This is a genomic window from Hydrogenophaga sp. H7, assembly GCF_002025745.1.
GTDB lineage: Bacteria > Pseudomonadota > Gammaproteobacteria > Burkholderiales > Burkholderiaceae_C > Hydrogenophaga > Hydrogenophaga pseudoflava.
On the sequence record NZ_MCIC01000019.1, the window covers coordinates 26,934 to 50,549 of the forward strand.

At 68.5% G+C, this 23,616-nt stretch carries 21 protein-coding genes and 4 riboswitches; of the genes, 7 read left to right on the top strand and 14 right to left on the bottom strand.

Annotation, left to right across the window (positions count from 1 at the left end; translation table 11 throughout):
- The first annotated feature begins 22 nt into the window (after positions 1-22).
- From BC358_RS19710 to BC358_RS19725, 4 genes are all read left to right on the top strand, one after another.
- Complete coding sequence (locus BC358_RS19710) at positions 23-772, top strand: electron transfer flavoprotein subunit beta/FixA family protein (RefSeq protein ID WP_079367153.1); 750 nt, start codon at positions 23-25, stop codon at positions 770-772.
- 11 nt (positions 773-783) lie between these two features.
- On the top strand, positions 784-1,716 hold the full coding sequence (locus tag BC358_RS19715) for an electron transfer flavoprotein subunit alpha/FixB family protein (RefSeq protein WP_079367154.1): 933 nt from the start codon (positions 784-786) through the stop codon (positions 1,714-1,716).
- 234 nt (positions 1,717-1,950) lie between these two features.
- On the top strand, positions 1,951-2,331 hold the full coding sequence (locus BC358_RS19720) for a VOC family protein (RefSeq protein WP_079367155.1): 381 nt from the start codon (positions 1,951-1,953) through the stop codon (positions 2,329-2,331).
- Between the two features lie 125 nt (positions 2,332-2,456).
- Positions 2,457-2,891 carry a GNAT family N-acetyltransferase gene (locus BC358_RS19725; protein ID WP_079367156.1) on the top strand — a complete coding sequence of 145 codons (435 nt, stop codon included), beginning with the start codon at positions 2,457-2,459 and terminating at the stop codon, positions 2,889-2,891.
- A gap of 25 nt (positions 2,892-2,916) precedes the next feature.
- Here BC358_RS19725 and BC358_RS19730 read toward each other — a convergent pair whose 3' ends face one another.
- Together BC358_RS19730 and aroE are read right to left on the bottom strand one after the other, a co-directional pair.
- Complete coding sequence (locus BC358_RS19730) at positions 2,917-3,804, bottom strand: DMT family transporter (RefSeq protein ID WP_079367157.1); 888 nt, start codon at positions 3,802-3,804, stop codon at positions 2,917-2,919.
- 7 nt (positions 3,805-3,811) lie between these two features.
- A complete protein-coding gene (gene aroE, locus BC358_RS19735) occupies positions 3,812-4,633 on the bottom strand; it encodes a shikimate dehydrogenase (RefSeq protein WP_079367158.1) in 822 nt (273 codons plus the stop codon).
- Positions 4,634-4,710: 77 nt separating this feature from the next.
- Here aroE and BC358_RS19740 point away from each other — a divergent pair, with 77 nt between their 5' ends.
- Entirely contained in the window at positions 4,711-5,367 is a 657-nt protein-coding gene (locus BC358_RS19740) for a DsbA family oxidoreductase (protein ID WP_079367159.1), read from the top strand.
- Between the two features lie 9 nt (positions 5,368-5,376).
- Here the strand turns inward: BC358_RS19740 and BC358_RS19745 are convergent, their stop codons facing one another.
- The 7 genes from BC358_RS19745 to BC358_RS19775 all read right to left on the bottom strand — a co-directional run bounded on the left by BC358_RS19745 (position 5,377) and on the right by BC358_RS19775 (position 14,248).
- Positions 5,377-6,924: a cryptochrome/photolyase family protein gene (locus tag BC358_RS19745; RefSeq protein WP_079367160.1), complete on the bottom strand. Its 1,548-nt coding sequence runs from the start codon at positions 6,922-6,924 to the stop codon at positions 5,377-5,379.
- 1 nt (position 6,925) lies between these two features.
- Positions 6,926-7,093: a DUF2256 domain-containing protein gene (locus BC358_RS19750; protein ID WP_079367161.1), complete on the bottom strand. Its 168-nt coding sequence runs from the start codon at positions 7,091-7,093 to the stop codon at positions 6,926-6,928.
- A gap of 47 nt (positions 7,094-7,140) precedes the next feature.
- A complete protein-coding gene (locus BC358_RS19755) occupies positions 7,141-9,069 on the bottom strand; it encodes a radical SAM protein (protein ID WP_079367162.1) in 1,929 nt (642 codons plus the stop codon).
- 43 nt (positions 9,070-9,112) lie between these two features.
- Positions 9,113-10,501, bottom strand: a complete 1,389-nt coding sequence (locus BC358_RS19760; RefSeq protein WP_079367163.1) for an L-serine ammonia-lyase — start codon at positions 10,499-10,501, stop codon at positions 9,113-9,115.
- Between the two features lie 16 nt (positions 10,502-10,517).
- Positions 10,518-11,771, bottom strand: a complete 1,254-nt coding sequence (locus BC358_RS19765) for a D-amino acid dehydrogenase (protein ID WP_079367164.1) — start codon at positions 11,769-11,771, stop codon at positions 10,518-10,520.
- 61 nt (positions 11,772-11,832) lie between these two features.
- Positions 11,833-11,938, bottom strand: a riboswitch (glycine riboswitch).
- A gap of 12 nt (positions 11,939-11,950) precedes the next feature.
- Positions 11,951-12,045: riboswitch (glycine riboswitch) on the bottom strand.
- Between the two features lie 8 nt (positions 12,046-12,053).
- Positions 12,054-13,052: a tripartite tricarboxylate transporter substrate binding protein gene (locus BC358_RS19770; RefSeq protein ID WP_066158259.1), complete on the bottom strand. Its 999-nt coding sequence runs from the start codon at positions 13,050-13,052 to the stop codon at positions 12,054-12,056.
- 23 nt (positions 13,053-13,075) lie between these two features.
- Positions 13,076-14,248 carry a M20 aminoacylase family protein gene (locus BC358_RS19775; protein ID WP_079367165.1) on the bottom strand — a complete coding sequence of 391 codons (1,173 nt, stop codon included), beginning with the start codon at positions 14,246-14,248 and terminating at the stop codon, positions 13,076-13,078.
- 106 nt (positions 14,249-14,354) lie between these two features.
- Here BC358_RS19775 and BC358_RS19780 point away from each other — a divergent pair, with 106 nt between their 5' ends.
- Positions 14,355-15,251: a LysR family transcriptional regulator gene (locus tag BC358_RS19780; RefSeq protein ID WP_079367166.1), complete on the top strand. Its 897-nt coding sequence runs from the start codon at positions 14,355-14,357 to the stop codon at positions 15,249-15,251.
- Positions 15,248-15,883, top strand: a complete 636-nt coding sequence (locus BC358_RS19785; RefSeq protein ID WP_066158265.1) for a trimeric intracellular cation channel family protein — start codon at positions 15,248-15,250, stop codon at positions 15,881-15,883. The genes BC358_RS19780 and BC358_RS19785 overlap by 4 nt, the downstream gene beginning before the upstream one ends.
- 53 nt (positions 15,884-15,936) lie before the next feature.
- On the opposite strand, the gene gcvP is transcribed toward BC358_RS19785, so the two are convergent.
- From gcvP to BC358_RS19810, 5 genes are all read right to left on the bottom strand, one after another.
- The gene (gene gcvP / locus BC358_RS19790; RefSeq protein WP_079367167.1) at positions 15,937-18,864 is read right to left on the bottom strand and encodes an aminomethyl-transferring glycine dehydrogenase; all 2,928 of its coding nucleotides are present in this window, start codon (positions 18,862-18,864) and stop codon (positions 15,937-15,939) included.
- 32 nt (positions 18,865-18,896) lie between these two features.
- A complete protein-coding gene (gcvH, locus tag BC358_RS19795; protein ID WP_079367168.1) occupies positions 18,897-19,268 on the bottom strand; it encodes a glycine cleavage system protein GcvH in 372 nt (123 codons plus the stop codon).
- 34 nt (positions 19,269-19,302) lie between these two features.
- Positions 19,303-20,439, bottom strand: coding sequence for a glycine cleavage system aminomethyltransferase GcvT (gene gcvT, locus BC358_RS19800; protein ID WP_256861593.1), 1,137 nt, complete (start codon positions 20,437-20,439; stop codon positions 19,303-19,305).
- 69 nt (positions 20,440-20,508) lie between these two features.
- A riboswitch (glycine riboswitch) is annotated at positions 20,509-20,612 on the bottom strand.
- A gap of 12 nt (positions 20,613-20,624) precedes the next feature.
- Positions 20,625-20,724: riboswitch (glycine riboswitch) on the bottom strand.
- A 39-nt stretch (positions 20,725-20,763) separates the two neighbouring features.
- Positions 20,764-21,288 carry a hypothetical protein gene (locus tag BC358_RS19805; RefSeq protein WP_079367170.1) on the bottom strand — a complete coding sequence of 175 codons (525 nt, stop codon included), beginning with the start codon at positions 21,286-21,288 and terminating at the stop codon, positions 20,764-20,766.
- A 77-nt stretch (positions 21,289-21,365) separates the two neighbouring features.
- Complete coding sequence (locus BC358_RS19810) at positions 21,366-23,534, bottom strand: glycosyltransferase family 39 protein (RefSeq protein ID WP_143434377.1); 2,169 nt, start codon at positions 23,532-23,534, stop codon at positions 21,366-21,368.
- Between the last annotated feature and the right edge of the window lie 82 nt (positions 23,535-23,616).

The following is a 23,616-nucleotide window of genomic DNA, read 5'->3' on the forward strand; positions in this document are numbered from 1 at the left end:
AGATATCAAAAGTGAAAATCCTATGAAGATCCTTGTCCCCGTCAAACGCGTGGTGGACTACAACGTCAAGGTCCGCGTCAAGGCCGACCAGTCCGGCATGGACCTGGCCAACGTCAAGATGAGCATGAACCCGTTTGACGAAATTGCGGTGGAAGAAGCCGTGCGCCTGAAAGAAAAGAGTGTGGTCACCGAAGTCATCGCCGTGTCCTGCGGTGTCACCCAGTGCCAGGAAACCCTGCGCACCGCCATGGCCATCGGCGCCGACCGCGCCATCCTGGTGGAAACAGCTGAAGAACTTCAGCCCCTGGCCGTGGCCAAGCTGCTCAAGGCCCTGATGGACAAGGAACAGCCCGGTCTCGTGATCCTGGGCAAACAGGCCATCGACGACGACTGCAACCAGACCGGCCAGATGCTGGCCGCGCTGGCCGATCTGCCGCAAGGCACCTTCGCCAGCAAGGTCGAAGTGGTCGATGGCAAGGTCAATGTCTCCCGCGAAGTCGACGGCGGCCTTGAAGTCCTGAGCCTCAGCCTGCCGGCCATCGTCACCACCGACCTGCGCCTGAACGAGCCGCGCTACGTGACCCTGCCCAACATCATGAAGGCCAAGAAGAAGCAAATGGACATCGTCAAGCCCGAAGACCTCGGGGTGGACGTGAGCCCGCGCCTGAAGACCCTGAAGGTCAGCGAGCCGCCCAAGCGCGGTGCGGGCATCAAGGTGGCCGATGTCGCCGCCCTGGTCGACAAGCTGAAGAACGAAGCCAAAGTGATCTGAGGAACAACAACATGACCGCACTCGTCATTGCCGAACACGACAACGCCAGCATCAAGGGCGCCACGCTCAACACCGTCGCCGCCGCCGCCCAGTGCGGGGGTGATGTGCATGTACTGATCGCCGGCCACAACGCCGGCCCGGCCGCCGCAGCCGCGGCCCAGATCGCCGGCGTCGCCAAAGTTATCCACGCCGACGCCGAATACCTGGCACACGGCCTGTCCGAGAACATGGCCGCGCAGGTGCTGGCCATCGCATCGAGCTACAGCCACATACTGTTCCCCGCCACCGCCAGCGGCAAGAACATCGCCCCGCGCGTGGCCGCCAAACTCGATGTGGGCCAAATCAGCGACATCACCAAGGTGATCGCCGCCGACACGTTTGAACGTCCGATCTACGCGGGCAACGCCGTGGCCACGGTGCAAAGCACCGACGCCATCAAGGTCATCACCGTGCGCACCACCGGCTTCGACCCGGCCGCCGCCACCGGTGGCAGCGCTGCCGTGGAAACCCAGGCAGCACAAGCCGACAGCGGCAAGAGCACCTTCATGGGCAGCGAGATCGCCAAGAGCGACCGCCCCGAACTGACCGCTGCCAAGATCATCGTCTCGGGTGGCCGGGCGCTGGGCAGTGCCGAGAAGTTCAACGAGGTCATGACGCCGCTGGCCGACAAGCTGGGTGCCGCGCTGGGCGCGAGCCGCGCTGCGGTGGACGCGGGCTACGCACCGAATGACTGGCAGGTGGGACAGACCGGCAAGATCGTGGCGCCTCAGCTCTATGTGGCCTGCGGCATCTCTGGCGCGATCCAGCACCTGGCCGGCATGAAGGATTCCAAGGTGATCGTGGCGATCAACAAGGATCCTGAGGCACCGATCTTCTCGGTAGCCGACTACGGACTGGAGGCCGATCTGTTCACCGCCGTGCCCGAGCTGATCAAGGCACTTTAACCTGCCAAGAGCGCGAATTGGAGCAGGTTCGTTGAGCGTTGGTGCCAGCGCTTGACCTAGCGGGGGCAACTTCAATGACAGGTTTGGAAAGCTCATCCGCCGTTCGAGTGCGTTCTGGCGCAATGACCGGTGATCGCCGTCGCGACAGTTCGAAACCTCCACGACGAATGTCCGAGAACAGCCTCGACCTGCCATCCCTGGCAAACCAACAATTCCTCAACGCGCCCACAACCCATGACATCCCCCTCCTTCCTGCACCCCGCCATTCCGCAACTTCCAAGCGGAGACCTGCAGCGCACGGCCGACTTCTTCCGTGACCGGCTGGGTTTCACGGACTTCAGGCTGTTTCCCGAGCACGGGCACCTCATCGTCCGGCGTGGATCGGCAGAGATCCACTTCTGGTTGGCCGCGTCGGAAGACGAGGCGCGGCACCATGGCAGTGCCAGCAGTTGCTACATCCGGGTTCAGCACATCGAGCAGTTGCACCAGGAGCTGGTGCAGCTGCAAGCGCCATTTCGCTATGGCCTGACGCGCCAGCCCTGGGGCATGCACGAGATGCAGGTGGACGACCCTTTTGGCAACGCCATCCGCTTTGGTGAAGAGCTCAGCGACTGAGCAACGAATGACCCTGGCTTCGTTCCGTGCTGTCGCGGCGCTGCTCGCACGGCCAGTGACGCTCGTCCGCCAGATTGCGTGGGCGCCACAGTGGGTGCCGGACCCACACCGAGACAGACACCCCCATGAGCCTCGAATGGAGCGACAGCCAGGACACGATCAACTGGCACGAATTGCAGAACCTCTACCGCCTGGCCCCGTTGGGCGACAAGTCGGTCGAGCTGTTGCAGACGGTGTTCACGAACAGCCGTTTCAAGTGTTTTGTGCGCGACGAAGCGGGCCGGCTGGTCGCAGCCGGGCGCGTGCTATCGGACGGTGCGGACTGGGCCTACCTGTGTGATGTGGCGGTGATGCCCGATCACCAGGGCACGGGGCTCGGGCGGGCGGTGGTGCAGCGGCTGCTGGACCACTGCAAGGGGCACCGCAAGATCATCCTGTACGCGGTGCCGGGCAAGGAAGACTTCTACCGTCGGCTCGGCTTCATGCGCCTGCTGACCGGCATGGCCATCTTCGAAGACCAGGCTGCGGCCATCGCGCGCGGCCATCTGGGCGAGGTCTGAAGCCCTCCGGCGGCGCCGGGTGGCCTCACTGCACGATTTCGTCGGCCGGCCCGCGGTGCGTGTCGGGTTTGGCGGTGGCGGCGCTGCCCGCGGCGGCGCACATCACCAGCCCGATGGCCAGCCACTGCAGGCCGGTCAGGTGCTCGTCCAGCACCAGCACGCCCATCAGTGCGGCCACGGCCGGCTCCATGCTGGCCATGACGCCGAAGGCGGCGGGCGTGAGGCGCTTGAGCGCCACCATCTCCAGCGAGATCGGGATGGCGCTGGAGACGGCCGCCACGCCCAAGCCGAACAGCAGGATGCCAGGCTGCAGCAGCGCGCTGCCGGCGTGCCAGACGCCGAAGGGCACCACCGTGACCGCGGCCATGGTCAGGCCCAGCGCCACCGAATGGCCGGCGTGCAGGTGGCCGACCTTCTTGCCGAACAGGATGTAGGCGGCCCAGAACACGGCCGCGCCGAGCGCGAACATCACGCCCACCGGGTCCAGGCGGGTCACGTCGTGGCCCAGTGGCAGCAGCAGGCCCAGGCCCACGATGGCGAAGGCGATCCAGAGATAGTCGATGGCCCGGCGCGAGGTGAAGAAGGCCACGGCCAGCGGCCCGCTGAACTCGATGGCCACCGCGACGCCGAACGGGATCGTCTGGAGCGACTGGTAGAACATCAGGTTCATGCAGCCCAGGGCCATGCCGTAGCGCACCAGGCTTCTGGCGTCGGCGCGCGAGGTGGTCCAGCGCCAGGGCCGCCAGATCAGCAGCAGGATCAGGGCCGAGAAGCCCACGCGCAGCGCGGTGGTGCCCAGCGCCCCGAGCTGCGGGAACAGCTGTTTGCCAAACGAGGTGCCGATGCCCAGCGCCACGACCGAGCCGAGCACGGCCAGCAGGGGCACGGCCTGTGCCCAGCGGAGAGAGCTCACTTTGAAATCAGACCAGAGGGATCGTGAAGCGCGCGATCACCGGCTTCGTGTCCGGCCGCACACCGCGCCACCACTCGAAGGCCTCGGCCGCCTGTTCCACCAGCATGCCCACGCCGTCGGCCAGCTGCGTCACACCAGCGGCCTGTGCCTGTTTCAGGAACGGTGTGAGGCCCTTGCCGTAGACCAGGTCGTAAGCCAGGGCGCCGGGCGCGAACACGCCCGCGGGCAGCGGCAACTCGTCTTTGGAGAGGCCGGTGGACGTGGCGTTGAGGACCACGTCGAAGGCCTCGCCAGCGAGTTCGTCGTAGCCGCCGGTCTGCAGCGCCGTGTGGGCCGCAAAGTCGGCCTTGAGGCCGTGGGCCTTGGCAGCGGTGCGGTTGGCAATCGCGATGACCGCGGGCTTCTGCGCCGCGATCGGCAGGATGGCGCCGCGCGTGGCACCGCCCGCGCCGCAGATCAATACCCGTTTGCCCGCCAGCGACACGCCCAGGTTGCGCTGGATGTCGTTGACCAGGCCCAGGCCGTCGAAGTTCTGCGCCCAGATGCGGCCGCCCTCGAACTTGAGCGCATTGACCGCGCCCGCCAAGCGGGCCGATTCCATCGGGTCGGTGGCGATCTCGAAGGCCTGCAGCTTGAAGGGGATGGTGACGTTCATGCCCCGGCCGCCGTTGGCGATGAAGGCCTGGACCGTGGCCTTGAAGCCGTCGAGCGGGCCTTCGATGGCGGTGTATTCGATGTCCTGGCCGGTGGCCTGCGCGAAGGCGCCGTGGATCAGGGGGGACTTGCTGTGGCCAATGGGGTTGCCGATGACGGCGTAGCGGTCGGTCATGGTGCGGGGCGCGGGAGGGAACAGGGGCTTTGGAAAGGCAGCCTGCGATTGTCGCGCATGGGGGCTACCATGCCCCGATGACCATGACCCTCAAGATCGATTTCGTCTCCGACGTGTCCTGTCCCTGGTGCGCGATCGGCCTGGCCGGCCTGGAGCGTGCGCTGGAACGTGTGCAACCCGACATCGCGGCCGAGCTGCACTTCCAGCCCTTCGAACTCAACCCGCAGATGGGCCCGGAGGGCGAGGACGTGGGCGAGCACCTGACCAGGAAGTACGGCAGCACGCCCGAGCAGCAGGCGCAGATCCGCGAGACCATCCGCCAGCGTGGCGCGGCGGCCGGCTTCAGTTTCAACAAGGATGGTCGTGGCCGCATCTGGAACACCTTCGACGCACACCGCCTGTTGACCTGGGCAGAGGCCGAAGGTGCGCCGGGCCAGCAACTGGCGCTCAAGCGGGCGCTGATGGAGGCGCACCACGGCCGCGCCGAAAGCCCGGCCGACCCGGCGGTGCTGCTGGCGGCGGTGCAGCAGGCCGGGCTGGACGTGGACCGTGCGCAGCGGGTGCTGGCCAGCGACGAGTTCGCCGACGAGGTGCGCGAGCGCGAGCAGTTCTACACCGGCCACGGCATCCACTCGGTGCCGGCGGTGATCGTCAACGACCGGCACCTGATTTCGGGCGGGCAGCCGGCCGAGGCCTACGAGCAGGCGCTGCGGCAGATCGCCCAGGAAGGCTGATCGGGCGGCTCAGCTGGTCTGGGCGTCCCGGTGCGCCCGGGCCTGTTCGGCAATCGCCTCGCGCGCTTCCGGCGCCAGCCGGTCCAGGTTCTTCATCTGCATGGCCATGCGCGTGTTCTGCCGCAGCATCGGCTCGTGCCGCATCAGGAAGTCCCAGTACAGCGTGGTGAAGGGGCAGGCCTTGGGCCCGGTGCTCTGCGCGGGGTCGTAGCGGCAGCCGCTGCAGTGGTTGCTCATGCGCTGGATGTACCTGCCCGTGGCCACATAAGGCTTGCTGCCCAGCAGGCCGCCGTCGCCGTACTGGCTCATGCCCAGGGTGTTGGGCAGTTCCGCCCACTCCACCGCGTCCACATAGACGCTCAGGTACCACGCGTGGACGGCCTGCGGCCGCACGCCCAGCAGCAGGGTGTACAGACCCGTGACCATGAGGCGCTGGATGTGGTGCGCGTAGCCGTGCGCCAGCGTCTGCGTGATCGCTTCGCGCAGGCAGGCCATGTCGGTCTCGCCGGTCCAGTACCAGGCGGGCAGCGGCGCCTGCGCCTCCAGCGCGTTGCGTTCCAGGTAGCCGGGCATCTGCGTCCAGTAGATGCCGCGCACGTACTCGCGCCAGCCCAGTATCTGGCGGACGAAGCCTTCCACCGCGGCCAGCGGTGCGTGGCCGTTGCGGTACGCCGCTTCGGCCGCGGCCACAACCTCGCGCGGGTTCAGCAGTTTGAGGTTGAGCGCGGCGCTCAGCTGCGAATGCCAGAGCCAGACCTCGCCGACCCACATCGCGTCTTCAAACTGTCCGAACAGCGGCAGGCGCTGCTCAATGAAGTTGTCCAGCGCGCGCAGGGCGTCGGCGCGGGTGACGGGCCAGGCAAAGCTGTCCAGTGATCCCGGGTGGTCGGCGAAGCGCAGGTTGACCAGTTCGATCACCTCGCGTGTGATCGCATCGGGCTCGACAAAGAACGGCGCCGGCACGTTCTGCGGGCCGACCTTGCCGAAGCTCTCGCGGTTGTCGGCGTCGAAGTTCCACTGCCCGCCTGCGGGTTGCTGGCCGTCCATCAGCACGCCGTGTTTCTGTCGCAGCGCGCGGTACCAGTATTCGAGGCGCAACTGCTTGCGGCCCTGGGCGTGGGCGGCGAACTCGCGCACGGTGCTGAAGAAATGCGTGTCGTCGCGCAGCTCCAGCGGCAATGCGGCCTGCGCCGCCACGGCGCGCAGGGCTTGCAGCACGCGCCAGTCGCCGGGGGCGGTGAGGATCAATGCTTGCGGCTGCAGGTCGGTGATGGCCCGTTGCAGTTCACACGCCAGCGTGCCGGTGTTGTCCGCGTCCTGAAGCCGGGTGTAGCGCAGCGGCAGGCCGCGCTCGCACAGCCCGGCCGCGAAGTGCCGCATGGCACTCAGGAAGATCGCGATGCGCGGCTTGGCCGACCACACGTGGGTGGACTCTTGCACCACCTCGGCCATCCACACCAGGTCTTGCGCGGGGTCGAAACCGTCGAAGGCGGTGCTGCCGTGCTCCAGCTGGTCGCCCAGCACGATGACCAGGTGGCGAATGGGCGCAGCGGGCATCTCAGGCATTCGGCGGCGCAGTGTTCTTGCGCGCCCGGCAGGCGTCGGAACAGTACTTCACCGCGTCCCAGTTCTTCGCCCAGGCCTTGCGCCAGCTCATGGGCCGGCCGCAGACCACGCAGGGTTTGCTGGGCAGGTGGGCCTTGTTGCCTTTGAAGTCTTTTTGCACCGGACGGTTCTACCGCATCCCCCAATGTCCGGGTGCGGACCGGGGACTCAGCCGCGCTGCGCCAGCGCCTTGGCGATCTTGCCGCGCTTGACCGTGGGCCGTGGCACCGGGCAGGGCAGGTGCTCGAACCAGCGGCGCACGTCGTCGTCCACGCACAGGCCGTGCATGTAGTTGTAGATCGCCTTGCGCAGGCCCTGGCCCAGCACGTCGTGGTCCACGCCGGGCGGCATGGGGGTGGGATCGGTGAAACCGATGTCGTTCTTGGCGAACGTCACCTCTGGCAGCGGGACCAGTTCGACGCCGTAGGCCGTCGGGTCCATGCCGACCGGGGAGTGCACCGTGCAGGAAAAGCGGTGGAAGAAGCCGCTCTGGATGCAGCCGTTCTCGAACAGCTGGCGCACGTATTCGAGCGCGTCCACCGTGTCCTGCAGCGTCTGGGTCGGGAAGCCGTACATCAGGTAGGCGTGCACCAGGATGCCGGCGTCGGTGAAGCCCTTGGTCACGCGCGCCACCTGCTCCACGCTCACGCCCTTCTTCATCAGGGCCAGCAGCCGATCGCTCGCCACCTCCAGACCGCCGCTCATGGCGATGCAGCCGCTCTGCGCCAGCAGTTCGCTCAGCTCGGGCGTGAAGGTTTTCTCGAAGCGGATGTTGCCCCACCAGCTGATCTGCAGGTCGCGGCGGATCAGCTCCTCGGCCAGGGCCTTGAGCGCCTTGGGCGGCGCCGCTTCGTCGACGAAGTGGAAGCCGGTCTGGCCGGTCTCGTGGACGATCTTCTCGATGCGGTCGGCCAGGGTGGCCGCAGTCGCTGTTTCGTAGCGGCCGATGTAGTCCAGGCTCACGTCGCAGAAGCTGCACTTCTTCCAGTAGCAGCCGTGCGCCACGGTCAGCTTGTTCCAGCGCCCGTCGCTCCAGAGCCGGTGCATGGGGTTGAGCATGTCCAGCAGGCTGAGGTAGCGGTCGATGGGCAGGCCGTCCCAGGTGGGGGTGCCCACGTCCTCGAACGGCACGTCGGGCTCGGCGAGGTTCACGTACTTCACGGCGCCGTTCTCGCGCAGGAAGGTGCGCTGCAGCCGCTGCTTGCCACGCTCGCCGCGCAGGTGCTCGATCAGCGACAGCACGGGCCGCTCGCCCGCGTCCAGCGTCACGTAGTCGACGAAGTCGAACACGCGCGGGTCTTTCAGCTCGCGCAGTTCGGTGTTGACGAAGCCGCCGCCCAGGCCGATGCGGATGTGCGGGTGCTGCGCCTTGATGGTCTGCGCGATGCGCAGTGCCGCGTACATGGCGCCGGGGAAGGGCACCGAGAGCAGCACCAGCGTGGGCTGGTGGCGGTGAGTGGCCGCCAGGGTCAGGTCGTGCAGCAACTCGTCCACCAGGGTGTGCGGCGCCGCCAGCGCGTTGGCCAGCGGGTCGAAGCTGGGCTGGCTGCTGGCCAGCGACTCGGCGTAGCGCACGAACTCGAAGCGCTCGTCGGCCGCGTCGCGGATCACGTCCGACAGGTCGTTCAGGTAGAGCGTGCACAGATGGCGCGCCTTGTCCTGCACACCCAGCGCGCCAAAAGCCCAGCCCAGCGGGTCGCCGCTGCCGTCGTCCACATAGTTGTCCAGTGCGGAAAAGCGCGGCCCCTCGGGCAGCAGGCCGCGTGCGGCGATGCGGTAGGCCAGGGTCGAATCGCGACCCTGCAGGTAGGCGATGACCGGGCCGATGGTGGTGCGGTAGGCCTCGAACTGGTCGAGGAAGCTGTGCACGCTGGCCGTGCGCTGCGCCTCGGGCTGCGCCAGCGCGCAGCCGCGCAGCGATTCCAGCCCGGCCGGCGTGAACAGCCGCAGCACCAGGGCCAGCGCCAGGTCTTCCTGCACCGCGTCGATGCCGCGCGAGCGCAGGAAACCGGTGAGGTAGGCGGTGGAGGGGTAGGGTGTGTTGAGCTGCGTCATCGGTGGGATGAGGCTCAGCACGCGGAAGGCGGCTGCGGTCATCCCCCGATTGTGCCGACAAGGGGCGGTCCGGCGGGCGTGGGGGTCAACACTCCACGATGTTCACGGCCAGCCCGCCGCGCGCCGTTTCCTTGTACTTCGTCTTCATGTCCGCCCCCGTCTCGCGCATGGTCTTGATGACCTTGTCCAGGCTGACGTGGTGCGTGCCGTCGCCGCGCAGCGCCATGCGCGCGGCGTTGATGGCCTTGACCGACGCGATGGCGTTGCGTTCGATGCAGGGGATCTGCACCAGACCGCCGACCGGGTCGCAGGTCAGGCCCAGGTGGTGTTCCATACCGATCTCGGCCGCGTTCTCCACCTGCTCGGGCGTGCCGCCGAGCACGGCGCACAGCGCACCGGCGGCCATGGAGCAGGCCACGCCCACCTCGCCCTGGCAGCCGACCTCGGCGCCGCTGATGCTGGCGTTTTCCTTGTAGAGGATGCCGATGGCGGCGGCGGTGAGCAGGAAGTCCACCACGCCGTCGTCGCTGGCGCCCGGCACGAAGCGCCGGTAGTAGTGCAGCACCGCGGGCACGATGCCGGCCGCGCCGTTGGTGGGCGCCGTGACCACGCGGCCACCCGCGGCGTTTTCCTCGTTCACCGCGAGCGCGTAGAGGTTGACCCAGTCGAGCACGGCCAGCGGGTCGGTCAGCGCCTTCTCGGGGTGGCCGGTAAGGTCGCGGTGCAGCGCGGGCGCGCGGCGGCGCACCTTGAAGCCGCCGGGCAGCACGCCGTCGGTGGCGCAGCCGCGCTGCACGCAGGCCTGCATCACGTCCCAGATGCGCAGCAGTCCGGTGCGCACTTCCTCGTCGTTCCGCCAGTGGCGCTCGTTGCTGCGCATCACGCCCGCGATGGACAGGCCGTGTTCGCGGCAGCGCTGCAGCAGCTCGTCGCCGGTGCGAAACGGGATCGGCAGTTGTGTGATGTCGGGTGCGATCACCTTCTGCCGCTGGCCGTCGGCCATGACCTCCTCGCTCACCACGAAGCCGCCGCCCACCGAATAGAACGTGCGCTCGGACAGCACCGCGCCCGCCGCGTCCCAGGCGCACAGGCGCATGCCGTTGGCGTGCAGCGGCAGGGCCTGGCGGTGCAGGGTCAGGTCCTCGCGGTCGTTCCAACTGATGGTGTGTGTGCCCATGAGCGGGATGCGGCCCTGCTCGCGGATGGCGCGCACGGTGGGTTCGACCGATTCGATAGGCACCGACTCCGGCTCGTGCCCGCACAGCCCGAGCAGCACCGCCTTGTCGCTGCCGTGGCCGCGGCCGGTGGCGCCCAGCGAGCCGTACAGGCCCACCTGCACCCGCGCCACGGCCGGCAGCAGGCCGGCGGACTCCAGCCCGTGCGCGAACAGGCGCGCCGCGCGCATCGGGCCGACGGTGTGCGAGCTGCTGGGCCCGATGCCGATCTTGAACAGGTCGAACGCGGAGACGGCCATGGCGGTTCCTTGGTGGTCAGACGGCGGGTGCGGGCATCACCACGCGGGTGTGGCGCCGCTGCTCCTGCCACTGTGCCACGTGGCCGGCCAGCTGGTGCGCGGTGATGGCCGAGAGCGTCCAGCCCAGGTGGCCGTGGCCGGTGTTGTAGAACACGTTGGGCAGGCGGCCGGGGCCGACGCGGGGCAGCATGTCCGGCATCATGGGCCGCAGGCCGGCCCAGGGCTCGACGCGGCGCGTGCTCACGCCCGGGAAGCACTGGTTGACCCAGTCCACCAGCGGCTTGATGCGGTCGGCGCGGATGTCGCGGTTGAAGCCGTTGAACTCGGCCGTGCCGGCGACGCGGAAGCGGTCCACGCCCAGGCGGCTGGTGACCAGCTTGGTCTCGTCGTCCAGCAGGCTCACATTCGGCGCGGCGGCCTGGCTCTGTTCGTCGTTCAGCATCACGGTGATGGAGTAGCCCTTGACCGGGTAGACGTTGAGGCGATCGCCCAGTTGGGCGCCGATGGCGCGGCTGTGCACGCCGGCGCAGACCACCACCGCATCCGCGCTCACCACCTCGCCGTCCGCCAGCGTGACGTGGGCGGTCTGGCCCGTGCTCTGCACGCGAGCCACCGCGCGGCCCGTCAGCAGGCGAACGCCACGGCGTTCGCAGGCCAGGCTCATGCCGTGGGTGTACTTGTGGATGTCGCCGGTGCTGTCGCTCTCGGTGTAGTAGCCGCCGTAGTAGTCGCCGGCCAGGGTGGGCTCGATGGCGCGCATCTCGTCGAGGGTGACGGCGCGGCGCGGCAGGCCGCCTTCGGCCAGCAGCTTGCTCACTTCGCCCGCGTGGTCGAAGCCGGCCTTGTCGCGGTAGATGTGCAGGATGCCCTGCTGCTTCAGGTCGAAGTCGATGCCCTCGGCCTGCGCCCAGCCGAACAGGTGCTCGCGCGCGGCGATCGCCAGCTTGGCGGTGGCGATGGTGTTCTCGCGGTACTTGGGGATGGCGGCCGCGAACTCGGCGAACCAGGACAGCTTGTGCCAGCTCGGCTTGGGGTTGACCAGCAGCGGCGCGTCGGCCTTGAGCATCCACTTGATGCCCTTGAGCAGGGTGGACGGGTGGGTCCAGGTTTCGGCGTTGGAGGCCGACAGCTGGCCGCCGTTGGCGTGGCTGGTTTCCATGCCCGCGTAGCGGTGCTGTTCGATCAGGGTGACGTCGTGACCTTCGCGGGACAGGGCGTAGGCGCTGGTGACGCCGGTGATGCCGCCGCCGATGACGATGAGCTGTGCCATTGGGTTTCTCTCGATAGCCGTCAAACAGGGATGGGCACGACCCGCACACCGTGTGCGGATCATGACCCCCTCTGTTTGTGACCTGAGAGATTCACCCGCCATTCCGGTGGGCTTGCTCCTGCGGTGGGCCGGGGGACGAATCCCGGCCGCTCTTCAGAGTGTTGCGCTGAGCGCGCGCTGAACACTGATCGGTCCTTTTGCCTGAGAGTTTCCGGGGCGGTTGCTCCTTCGGCGCCGGTTCCCCTGTGGGGCCGGTCTCTCCCGATCAGCGGAAGAAGGCGCTTATTGTGCCTGCAGGCCGATGGATTTGACGATGGCCCTGAACTGTTGGGTGCCATCGGCATACGCCTTGTCGGCCTCGGCCAGGGTCTGCGGCTTGGGCAGCAGCTGGCTGTTGGCTTCCAGCGCGGCGTGCACGGCCGGGTCGCCCAGCGTGCCGGTGATGGCCTTGTGCAGTGCGGCCACCACAGGTTCGGGCGTGTCCCGCTTGACGAAGTAGCCGGTCCAGATCCTGAACGTGAAGTCCTTGAGCTGCTTGCTCTCGCTGATCGCCGGGTACTGCTTCACGCTCTCCAGCCGCTCGCCATTCAGCATGGCCAGCACCTTCACGCGGCCCTGCTTCTGCATCTCGTCGTACTTCTTGCCGTAGGGCGCAAGGAAGAAGTCCACCTGGCCGGCCATCAGGTCCTGCTCGGCCGGCGCGGCGCCCTTGTAGGGCACGTGGACCATAGGGATGCCGGTGACCTTGGACAGGTGCTCGCCCAGCAGGTGGTAGAACGAACCGGGGCCGACGCTGGCGAAGGTCAGCGGCTTGCCGTCCTTGGCGGCCTTGCGGGCGTGCTCCACGAACTCGTCCACGCTGTTCACCGGCAGGTCTTTCTTGGCGAGGAAGGCGATCTGGGCGGTGGCGATCATCTGCACCAGGCGGAAGTCTTCGCTCTTGAACTTGATCGACGAAATCGCCAGCGGCGCCAGGATCAGCTCGTTGGGCGAGCCCTGGAAGATGGTGTAGCCGTCGCTCGGTCCGTTGAGCACCTTGGCCGCGGCGATGGAGCCGCTGGCCCCGCCGAGGTTTTCCACGATCACCGGCTGGCCCAGCTGCTTGCCCAGGGTGTTGTTGACCGAGCGCGCGATCACGTCCGACAGGCCGCCGGCGGGGTAGGGCACCATCAGCGTGACCGGCTTGGACGGGAAGGTCTGGGCGGCGGCGGTGCCGGCCAAGCCGAGGGTGGCCAGCGCGGCGGCGGCCAGAGCCAAGTGGATGCGGATGCGGGCGTTCATGGTGTTGTCTCCTGTTGTGGTTCTCAAGGGGTGGGGGAAAGCAGGTCCTGCACCAGCGCGATCCAGTAGGCCGCGCCGGGGGCGATGTTCAGGTCGTTGAAGTCGTAAGCCGGGTTGTGCACCATGCACGCGCCGGGCTCGCCATCGGCGCCGTTGCCGATGAAGAGGTAGCTGCCCGGCACGCGTTCGAGCATGAAAGCGAAGTCCTCGCTGCCGCTGACCATCGGGCCCTGCGGGTTGATCTGTTCCGCGGGGAAGTGCTTGCGCGCCACTGCCAGCGCGCGGGCGGTCTGCTCTGCGTCGTTGACCAGTACCGCATAGCCGGGCCGCCAGGCGATCTCGGCACGCACGCCGAAGCTCTGCGCCTGCAGCTGCACCAGTTCGCGGATGCGCTGCTCCACACTGCGCCGCACCTGCGGGTCCAGCGTGCGCACGCTGATCTCCAGCCGCGCCTCGGCCGGGATCACGTTGTTGGCCTCGCCCGCGTGGATCGCGCCCACGGTGACCACCGCCGGCTGCAGCGGATCGACATGGCGCGAGACCACGGTCTGCAGCGCCATCACCAGCGAGGCCGCGGCCACCACCACGTCGGTCGCCTTGTGCGGCATGGCGCCGTGGCCGCCGTGGCCGTGCAGGGTGACGGTCGCGTAGTCGGACGAGGCCATGGCCGGGCCGCTGCGGAACACCAGCTGGCCCTGCGGGATGCCCGGCATGTTGTGCATGGCGAAGATGGCGTCGCAGGGGAAGCGCTGGAACAGGCCGTCCTCCATCATCTTCAGCGCGCCGCCGCCGCCTTCTTCGGCCGGCTGGAAGATCAGGTTCAGCGTGCCGTCGAAGCGGCCGTGCTGCGCCAGGTGGTGCGCGGCGGCCAGCAGCATGGCGGTGTGGCCGTCGTGGCCGCAGGCGTGCATCACGCCGTGCTCGCAGCTGGCCCAGGCCGCGCCGGTGGCCTCGGCGATCGGCAGGGCGTCCATGTCGGCGCGCAGGCCGAGGGTTCGGTTCGATGTTCCGCGCTTCAGTTGCCCGACCACGCCGGTGCCGCCCAGGCCAGTGGTGACCTCGTAGCCCCAGGCGCCCAGCTGGGCCGCCACCAGCGCGGCGGTGCGGCGCTCGCTGAAGGCCAGCTCGGGGTGGCGGTGGATGTCGCGGCGGACGGCGATGAACTGTTCGACGGCGGCGTCACTGAGGCGATCCATGCAAAGCACTCCTGAAACATGAACTTTGTTGCATGTTAGGAAGCGCCTGAATTAAAGTCCAATGCATTGATGTGCAACGATCCATGACTTTTGATGGAGATTGGGGATGACCCTTGTGCAGCTGAAGCACTTTGTGGTGCTGGCGGAGGCAGGATCGTTCGTGCAGGCGTCCAAGGTGCTCTACCTGACGCAGCCCGCGCTGACGCGCAGCATCCAGGGGCTGGAGGACGAGCTGGGCGGCCGCCTGTTCGACCGGCTGGGCCGGCGCATCGCGCTCACCCCGTTCGGCCAGGAGGCGCTGCAGCGCGCGCGCCGGCTGGTGGCCGACGCCGAAGCGCTCAGGCAGACCGGCAAGGGCCTGCATGCGGGTCTGATCGGCACATTGCGCATTGGCCTGAGTTCGGGGCCGGGTGCGCTGCTGTCGGTGCCGCTGATGCTGCACATGGGTGAGCACCACCCCAGGCTGCAGCTGCAGATCTCGCGCGGCAACACCAGCGTGCTGGTCGACGCGCTGCGCGAGCAGCAGCTGGACGCCGCCGTGCTGGACGTGCGCTCGGTGCGGCCTGCGGCCGACCTGGCCGTCGCGCAGGTGTTCGAACTGGCGGCGGGCTTCCTGGTGCGGCCGGACCACCCGCTGGTGCAGCTCGGGCGGCCGGCCACCATCGGGGACGTGCTGGCCTATCCCATCGCCTCCACGCCGCTGAGCGACGAGGTGGCGCGCATCCTGATCGGGCGCTACGGCCCGCAGGCCAACCCGGACGACATGGTGACCCTGCGCAGCGACGAAACGCTGACCATCGTCGAGGTGGCGCGCCAGAGCCAGGCCATCGTGCTGACCGCCCACGCCGCCGCCCGGGGCCTGGTGCCGCTGCGCATGGCGCCCGCGCTGGACGCCACCGCGCGCTTCGGCCTGGTCACGCTCAGTCAGCGGCAGGAGGCGCCCGCGCTGCGCATCCTGCGCGAGTGGCTGGGCCGCTGGGTGGTCCAGAATGGGGCCGCATGAAACTCACGGCTTTGCTGATCGCGATCGAGGTGGGCGGCACGGTGGCCTTCGCCATGTCCGGGCTGATCGAGGCCATGCGCAAGCGCATGGACGTGGTGGGTGTGTTCTCGGTCGCCTTCGTGGCCGCCTTCGGCGGCGGCACGGTGCGCGACCTGCTGCTGGACCGCCGGCCGCTGTTCTGGGTCGAGCACGAGGCCTACCTCTGGCTGGTGTTCGCCATGGTCATCACTGCGCCCTGGTGGCTCAAGGCCGTGCTCAAGGACGCGGGCGTGCGGCTGATGGAGTGGGCCGACGCCTTCGGCCTCGGGCTGTTCGCGATCTCGGGCACCAGCATCGCCGTGGCGGCGGGCATGTCGCCGGGCGTGAGCGTGCTGATGGGCACCACCACCGCCATCGTGGGTGGCGTGGCGCGCGACGTGCTGTGCAACGAGGTGCCCAAGGTGTACCAGGACCACCGGCCCTATGCGCTGTGTGCGGTGGCGGGCAGCCTGGCCTACATCGGGCTGGTTGTTGTGCTGGGCCTGGGTTCCGAGCTGGCGAGCCTGGCGGGCATCGCCGTGGCCACCGGCAGCCGCCTTCTGGCCGTCGCCTTCGACTGGCAGCTGCCCGGCTGGCGCCTGCCGCAGAAATGACAACGCCGGTGAGGGCGAACCCCACCGGCGTTGACATTGATGGAGCCCGACGTTCAGGCCAGTTCGCTGACGGGCACGCAGCTGCAGAACAGGTTGCGGTCGCCGTAGACGTTGTCCACCCGGCCCACCGACGGCCAGTACTTGGTGTTGAGTGCGGCGCCCTGGGCGGCCACCGCCACTTCGCGGGAGTAGGGGTGTGGCCACTCGCCCTTGAGCACGCTGGCCGCGGTGTGCGGCGCGTTCTTCAGCGGGTTGTCGTCCTGCGGCCACTCGCCCTTTTCCACGCGGCGGATTTCCTCGCGGATCGCGATCATCGCGTCGATGAAGCGGTCCAGTTCCTCGCGCGTCTCGCTCTCGGTGGGTTCGACCATCAGCGTGTTGGCCACCGGGAAGCTCAGCGTGGGCGCGTGGAAGCCATAGTCCATCAGCCGCTTGGCCACGTCCTCTGCCATCACGCCGCAGGTCTCCTTGAAGCCGCGCAGGTCCAGGATGCACTCGTGCGCCACATGGCCGTTGGCCGACGCGTAGAGCGTGGGGTAGTGGTCGGCCAGGCGCTTGCTGATGTAGTTGGCCGACAGGATGGCCGCTTCGGTGGCGTGCTTCAGGCCGTCGGCGCCCATCATGCGGATGTACATCCAGCTAATGGGCAGCACGGCCGCGTTGCCCAACGGGGCCGCGCTGACCGCGCCCACGGCGCTGGTCGATGCGGGCGCACCGCAGACGCCGCCCGGCTCGGCGCCGCGGCCGTGACCCGGCAGGAAGGGCACGAGGTCTTCGACCACACAGACCGGACCGACGCCCGGGCCGCCACCGCCGTGCGGGATGCAGAAGGTCTTGTGCAGGTTCAGGTGGCTCACGTCGCCGCCGAACTCGCCCGGCGCCGCCACGCCGACCAGCGCGTTCATGTTGGCGCCGTCCACGTACACGCGGCCACCGTGCTGGTGCACCAGGGCGCAGAGTTCCTTGACCGTGGTCTCGAACACGCCGTGGGTCGAGGGGTAGGTGATCATCACCGCCGCCAGATTCACGCTGTGCTGCTCGCACTTGGCCTTCAGGTCGGCCATGTCCACGTTGCCGTTCTCGTCGCACTTGGTCACCACCACCTGCAGGCCCACCATCTGGGCGCTGGCCGGGTTGGTGCCGTGGGCCGACGAGGGGATCAGGCAGATGTTGCGGTGGCTCTCGCCGCGCGAGGCGTGCCAGCCCTGGATGGCCAGCAGGCCGGCGTATTCGCCCTGCGAACCGGCGTTGGGCTGCAGGCTGATGCCGGCATAGCCCGTGGCCTGGCAGAGCCAGGCGCGCAGCTGCTCGTCCAGCTCCTGGTAACCCTGCAGCTGATCGACTGGGGCGAAGGGGTGCACGCCCGCAAACTCCGGCCAGGTGATGGGGATCATCTCGCTGGTGGCGTTGAGCTTCATGGTGCAGGAGCCCAGCGGGATCATGCTGCGGTCCAGCGCCAGGTCCTTGTCGGACAGCGCGCGGATGTAGCGCAGCATGCCGGTTTCGCTGTGGTGGCTGTCGAACACCGGGTGCGTGAGGTAGGCGCTGGTGCGGCGCAGTTCGGCCGGGATCAGCGGCTCCACGCCCTTCTCGAAGGCGTCGAACGAGGGCAAGGCTTGGCCGTCGGCGGCGAAGGCCGACCACAGCAGGGCGATGTCCTCGCGCGTGGTGGTTTCGTCCAGCGACATGCTGACGTACTGGCCCCAGGACAGGCGCAGGTTGGCGCCTTTGGACAGGGCCTTGGCGACGATGGCTTTCGCCTGGGCAGCGTCGGCGGCCTTGACGGTCAGCGTGTCGAAGGCCGATTCGCTGGTCAGCGTGTGGCCCAGCTGCTGCAGGCCGGCGGCCAGCACGGCGGTGTAGGCGGCCACGCGCTGGGCGATGCGCTTGAGGCCCTGCGGACCGTGGTAGACCGCGTACATGCTGGCGACGACGGCCGGCAGCACCTGCGCCGTGCAGATGTTGGAGGTGGCCTTCTCACGGCGGATGTGCTGCTCGCGCGTCTGTAGCGCCAGCCGGTAGGCCGGGTTGCCGTGCGCGTCCACGCTCACGCCCACCAGGCGGCCGGGCAGCGAGCGCTTGTACTCGTCGCGGCAGGCCATGTAGGCGGCGTGCGGGCCGCCCGCACCCATGGGCATACCGAAGCGCTGGGTGGTGCCGACCACGATGTCGGCGTCGAACTCGCCCGGCGGCACCAGCAGGGTCAGCGCCAGCAGGTCGGCCGCCACGATGAAGGCGGCCTGCTTGCCGTGCACCGTCTGCACGTCGGCGCGCAGGTCGTCGATGCGGCCGCTGGTGGACGGGTACTGCGCCAGCACGGCGAAGTAGTCGTCGCCCTTCAGCGCCTCTGTCCACTCGGTGGCGGAGTTCGCCAGCTTCACGGTCAGGCCCAGCGGCCTGGCGCGGGTCTGGATCACCTCGATGGTCTGCGGGTGCGCGTCACCGGCCACCACGATGGTGTGGCCCTTGGCCTTGACCGAGCGCTTGGCCAGGGTCATGGCTTCGGCGGCGGCGGTGGCCTCGTCCAGCATGGACGCGTTGGCGATCGCCATGCCGGTCAGGTCGGTGACCATGGTCTGGAAGTTGACCAGCGCCTCCATGCGGCCCTGCGAGATCTCGGCCTGGTAAGGCGTGTAGGCGGTGTACCAGGCGGGGTTTTCGAGGATGTTGCGCAGGATGACGCCCGGCGTGTGGGTGCCGTAGTAGCCCTGTCCGATGAAGCTCTTGAAGACCTTGTTCTTGGCAGCGATGGCCTTGAGTTCGGCCAGCGCTGCGGCCTCGGTGGCGGCGGGCGGCAGGTCCATGCCGGTGCTGCGCGCAATGCTGCGCGGCACGATGGAGTCGATCAGCGCGCGGCGCGAGGCCTCGCCGATGACCGACAGCATGTGGGCTTCATCGGCTTCGCTGATGCCGATGTGGCGGGCGATGAACTCGCTGGCGTTTTCGAGTTCACCCAGGGGTTTGACGGACGGCATCAGCATGGCGCGGCTCTCGGCAGGTCGGGTCGTGACAATCAGGCGTTCTTGGTGAACGATTCGTAGGCGGTGGCGTCCAGCAGGGCGTCGACTTGCGAGGCGTCGCTGAGCTTGACCTTGAAGAACCAGCCGGCACCCAGCGGGTCGCTGTTGGCCAGGGACGGGTCGGCGCGCAGGGCCTCGTTCACCTCGGTGACTTCGCCGCTGACGGGCATGTACACGTCGGCCGCGGCTTTCACGGACTCGACCACGCCGGCCACGTCCTTCTGGGCGAAGGTCTTGCCCACTTCGGGCAGGTCGACGAACACCACGTCGCCCAGCGCGTCCTGCGCGTGGTGGGTGATGCCGACGGTGGCGACGCCGCCGTCAACGGTGATCCATTCGTGGTCTTCGGTGTACTTGGTGGTCATGGTGGCTCCGGTGAAAAGGTTGAAAAGGGCTGAATCAGCCGCGGAAGTATCGGTTGGGAACGAAGGGCATGGGCGCGACCTCCATCGGCACGGCCTTGCCGCGCACCAGGGCGTTCACGCGTGTGCCGGCGGTGGCGAACTCTGGGGTGACGTAGCCCATGGCGACCGGCTTGTCGGCGCTGGGGCCGAGCAGGCCGCTGGTGACTTCGCCGATCCTGGCGCCGTCCAGGCTCTGCAGCTCGACGTGCTCGCGCACCGGCACGCGCTCCAGCGCGACCAGGCCCACGCGCTTGCGCGTCAGGGGCCGGGTGCCGTCCAGCTGGGCCAGCACCACATCGGCGCCGGGGAAGCCACCGGCGCGTTCGCCACCGGTGCGGCGCACCTTCTGCATGGCCCAGTTCAGCGCGGCCTCGACCGGCGTGGTGGTGGTGTCGATGTCGTTGCCGTAGAGGCACAGGCCGGCTTCCAGGCGCAGCGAATTGCGCGCGCCCAGGCCGATGGGTTTGACTTCGGGCTGCGCGAGCAGGGCGCGGGCGAAGGCGTCGGCGCTGGCGGCGGGCATCGAGATCTCGAAGCCGTCTTCGCCGGTGTAGCCGCTGCGGGTCACATAGAGGTCGGCGCCGTTCCAGGTGAACGCATGGCCGGTCATGAACACCAGGTTCTCGACGCCGGGCAGCAGACGCTGCAGCGCGCTGACCGCCAGCGGTCCCTGCAGCGCGAGCAGGGCGCGGTCGAACTGCGGGGTGACGGTGCAGCGGCCGCCGATGCGGGCCTGGATGTGGGCCAGGTCGCCGTGCTTGCAGGCGCCGTTGACGATCACGTAGAGGTGGTCGCCGCGGTTGACGAACATCAGGTCGTCGATGATGCCGCCCGCGTCGTTGAGCAGCAGGCCGTAGCGCTGCTTGTTCACACCCAGGCCGATCACGTCCACCGGCATCAGCGATTCAAAAGCGGCTGCGGCGTCCGGGCCGGACAGCAGCAACTGGCCCATGTGGGACACATCGAACAGGCCGGCCGAGCGGCGCGTGTGGTGGTGTTCGGCCATCAGGCCTTCGGGGTACTGCACCGGCATTGAATAGCCGGCGAAGGGCACCATGCGCGCACCGAGTTCGATGTGCAGGGCGTTCAGCGGGGTCTGGAGCAGGGCGGAGGATTCGGCAGGAGCGGACACGGGCGGACCTCGGTGGTGGGGGCAGATGCCATGGCACGGGGCCACGGCGACGACACGGTGCATCCGTGTGCTGCCCCCTCTGTCCGCTTTACCTGAGAGATTCGCGCGGGCGATGCCGCACTTGCTCCTTCGGTGGATGGCCGCCAGGGCCACCTCTCTCCAGTGGGGGACACCGGCCTTGCGGCTGGTGGTCATCAGTCCTTTTGCCTGAGCGTTCAGGGCCGTTGCAACGACCGCCTGCGCCTTCGGCGGCTCCACGGGGGAGCGCTCTCCTGATCGCGCGAGTTTAACGGAATCGACCGCCCGGGCGGTCATTGTCCGGGCTCAGATGCTGTTTTCCAGCAGGCCGGCCGGCAGCAGTTTGGCCAGGCGCTCGCTGATGCCGTCCGCGCGTTCGCTGCCCGCCAGGGCCTCCACGTCGGCGATCAGGTCACGGCCCACGGCCAGCATGGCCTCGGGGTCGCGCGCCTCGCGCAGGGCGTCCCGGTAGCGGTTGGCCAGTGCCTTGTCGCGTGGCGCGAACAGTCGCTCGCTCAGGTCGAACAGGAACATGCGCGCGGAGGCCAGCGAGCGGGTGCCGGCGAACTGCTCGCCGTGCGACGCGGGTGTCTGGGGCTGCGGTGGCGACTCCGGCGCGGGCGACAGGCCGGCGCCGGACGCCTGCCGCACCAGATAGCCCTGGGCCAGCAGCAGGTCGATCAGGCGGCGGCCATCGCCCTGGAACAGCCCGGCCATTTTCGATTCGCTCTGCTGGCCATCGGCCACCAGCAGCAGGGCGCGCTCCCGCTGTCCCAGGCTGCGGTGGCCCGGGCGCAGTTCAAGGCGACCTTTTTCGGTCTTGATCAGCATGGTTCACTCCAACGACAAGCGGGCACTGTGCCGCTGTTTCATGTCGTTGTCGTGAAACGCCTGCAGGATGAGGGGGGTCAGCCGACCATCCGCTCGGGGCCGGGGGGATGCTGCCGGCGCCGCCAGCGCAGCCACAGCGTGCGCACCACCAGCACCAGCGCCAGCAGCATCATCGGATGGGCCGGTGACGAGTAGCGCGGGATGTTGTGGCTGAGGAAGGCGTAGAACACCAGCAGGCCCACGGGCAGCACGGTCACCGCGACCCACTGCGCGTGCCGCCGGAACAGGCCGTAGCAGAACACGCCGAACAGGGCCACGCCAGCGAACAGGTTGAGCAGCTCGCCGATGGCGTCCTGCGTCGCGATGGACACCAGCGGCACCTCGACCTTCTTGAAGCTCCAGAAACCGTGCCAGAAGAAGGCGGCCGTCATGGCCACATGGCGCCAGGGGCGCTCCTTGAGCATGGCCATGGCCTCGCGCTTCATCTCGTCGCCGACGGCCTGGTCGGGGAAGGGGTGGCCCTGGTCGCGCTTGCGGAACACCCGCTGGTTGTATTGCGCCGCCAGGTTGTAGTGGAAGCTGATGGCTTGTTCTGGAGTGCCTGCATAGGCGGCGCGGCGGTCGGACTCCCAGAAGGTGGAGAGGTGGCGGTTGATGCGCTGCCAGCGGCCGCCGCGCTCGAAGTCGCCCGGCCTCTCACCCAGGTGGGTGCCGGCCACGGCGCGCCGGTACAGCGTGGGGCTGTGGTCGTAGACCAGGCCGAGCACCTCTTCGTTGCTCATGTTGTTCATGTGGGCACGGCCCCAGAGGATCAGGCCGCCGCGCTCGTTGATGCGGAAGTTGTCGAAGTGCACGTAGTTGCGCGCCAGCCAGGGCGAGAGGGTGAGCAGAAACGCGAACCCCATCACCAGCCCCCACACGATCACCTGCGAGAAGGCAAACCGGTCGGGACGCCGGGCGATCAGCAGGGCCGCCATCAGCAGCGGCACGGCAACGACCCCGATGTAGGCGAACGCGGCCTTGCCCAGGGCCAGCAGACCCATCAGCATGCCCGACCCGAAGAACCAGCCCAGCGACTGCTGCTGCACCGCCCGCAGCAGTCCGTAGGTGCCCCAGATCATGAGCGTGGCGGTGGACAGCTCGGTGTAGAGGGTGTCGATGTAGGTGCCGCCGTGGAAGAAGATCTGGAAGCTCAGGCCGGTGGCCACGGCACCCGCCAGGTTGCTGCCGCCCAGCCGCCGCGCCAGCGCCCAGATGCCCGCGAGGCCAAGGAACACCCACAGCAGGTTGCTCAGCTTGATGGTGCGCGTGAGGTCGCCGGAGCGGAAGTCGGCCATGGGCCGGTCCACAGCGTCCGGCACGGCCAGCTTCAGGTGCAGCGCCACCACCAGCGGGTCCAGAGGCTCGCGGAAGTTGGTGGGCCGGGGGTTGGGGCTGCTGTTGTTGTCCAGCGAAAAGGTGCCGTGCTTGAACAGGTTCACGGCCATCAGCATGTTCTGGATGCCGTCGCCGACGATCGGGTCGCTGGAAATGCGGTCCGAGGCCTTCCAGGTCAGACCCAGGCAGACCACCAGCGGGAGCAGCCAGCCGCGGGCCACTGTCTGCCACAGGGCCTGGTGCCACCGCGGGCGCTCGCGGCGCATCCAGCCCAGGGCCAGTTCCGCGGCCAGCCACACCAGGCCGGCGACCAAGGCTGAACCCAGCGCCACGGGCCAGATCTGGCGCGTAGGCGGGCTGATGACCTGCTTGGGCAGCCGGTACACGAAGTGGGGGTCGGCGCCGGTGGCCTGGAAGCGGACCATCTCGGGCTCCACCGCCACCACCTCCAGGCCGTGCATTGTCTGGATGGCCTCGCGCAGGGTGGGGCCCTGCAGGGTGAGCAGGCCCCATCGGCTTCTGAGTTCCAGCGCGCCGAAGTCCACCCGGCCGGGCATGGTGGTCGGGTCCATGCGGACCTGGGTCACCTTGCGCAGCGTGTTGACATTGATCGTGTGCCGCTGCCATTCGCCCGCCCGCGTCGAGCGGGTGTAGTTCAACCGCTCGCTGAAGTTGCCGAGGTCGTCGGCCAGGTAGAGCTGGTAGGGGCCGGGGCGCTCGACCCGCAGGTCAAAGACGATCTGGAGATCGCGGCTGAGCCGGGCCTGCAGGAAGACCAGGAGGATGGCAAGAAAGGCGACGGCCAGCGACCGGAGGGCCACTTTGCGCGGGGATTGACCTGTTGGCTCGCTGGTGAGCGCCTGATGCATGCAAGACCACCCGTTTTGTTTGTTGTGTCCCCTGGCGGTGCCTGCCGGCCCGGTCCGGGATCTGCTCTGGCGCCCTTCGGAG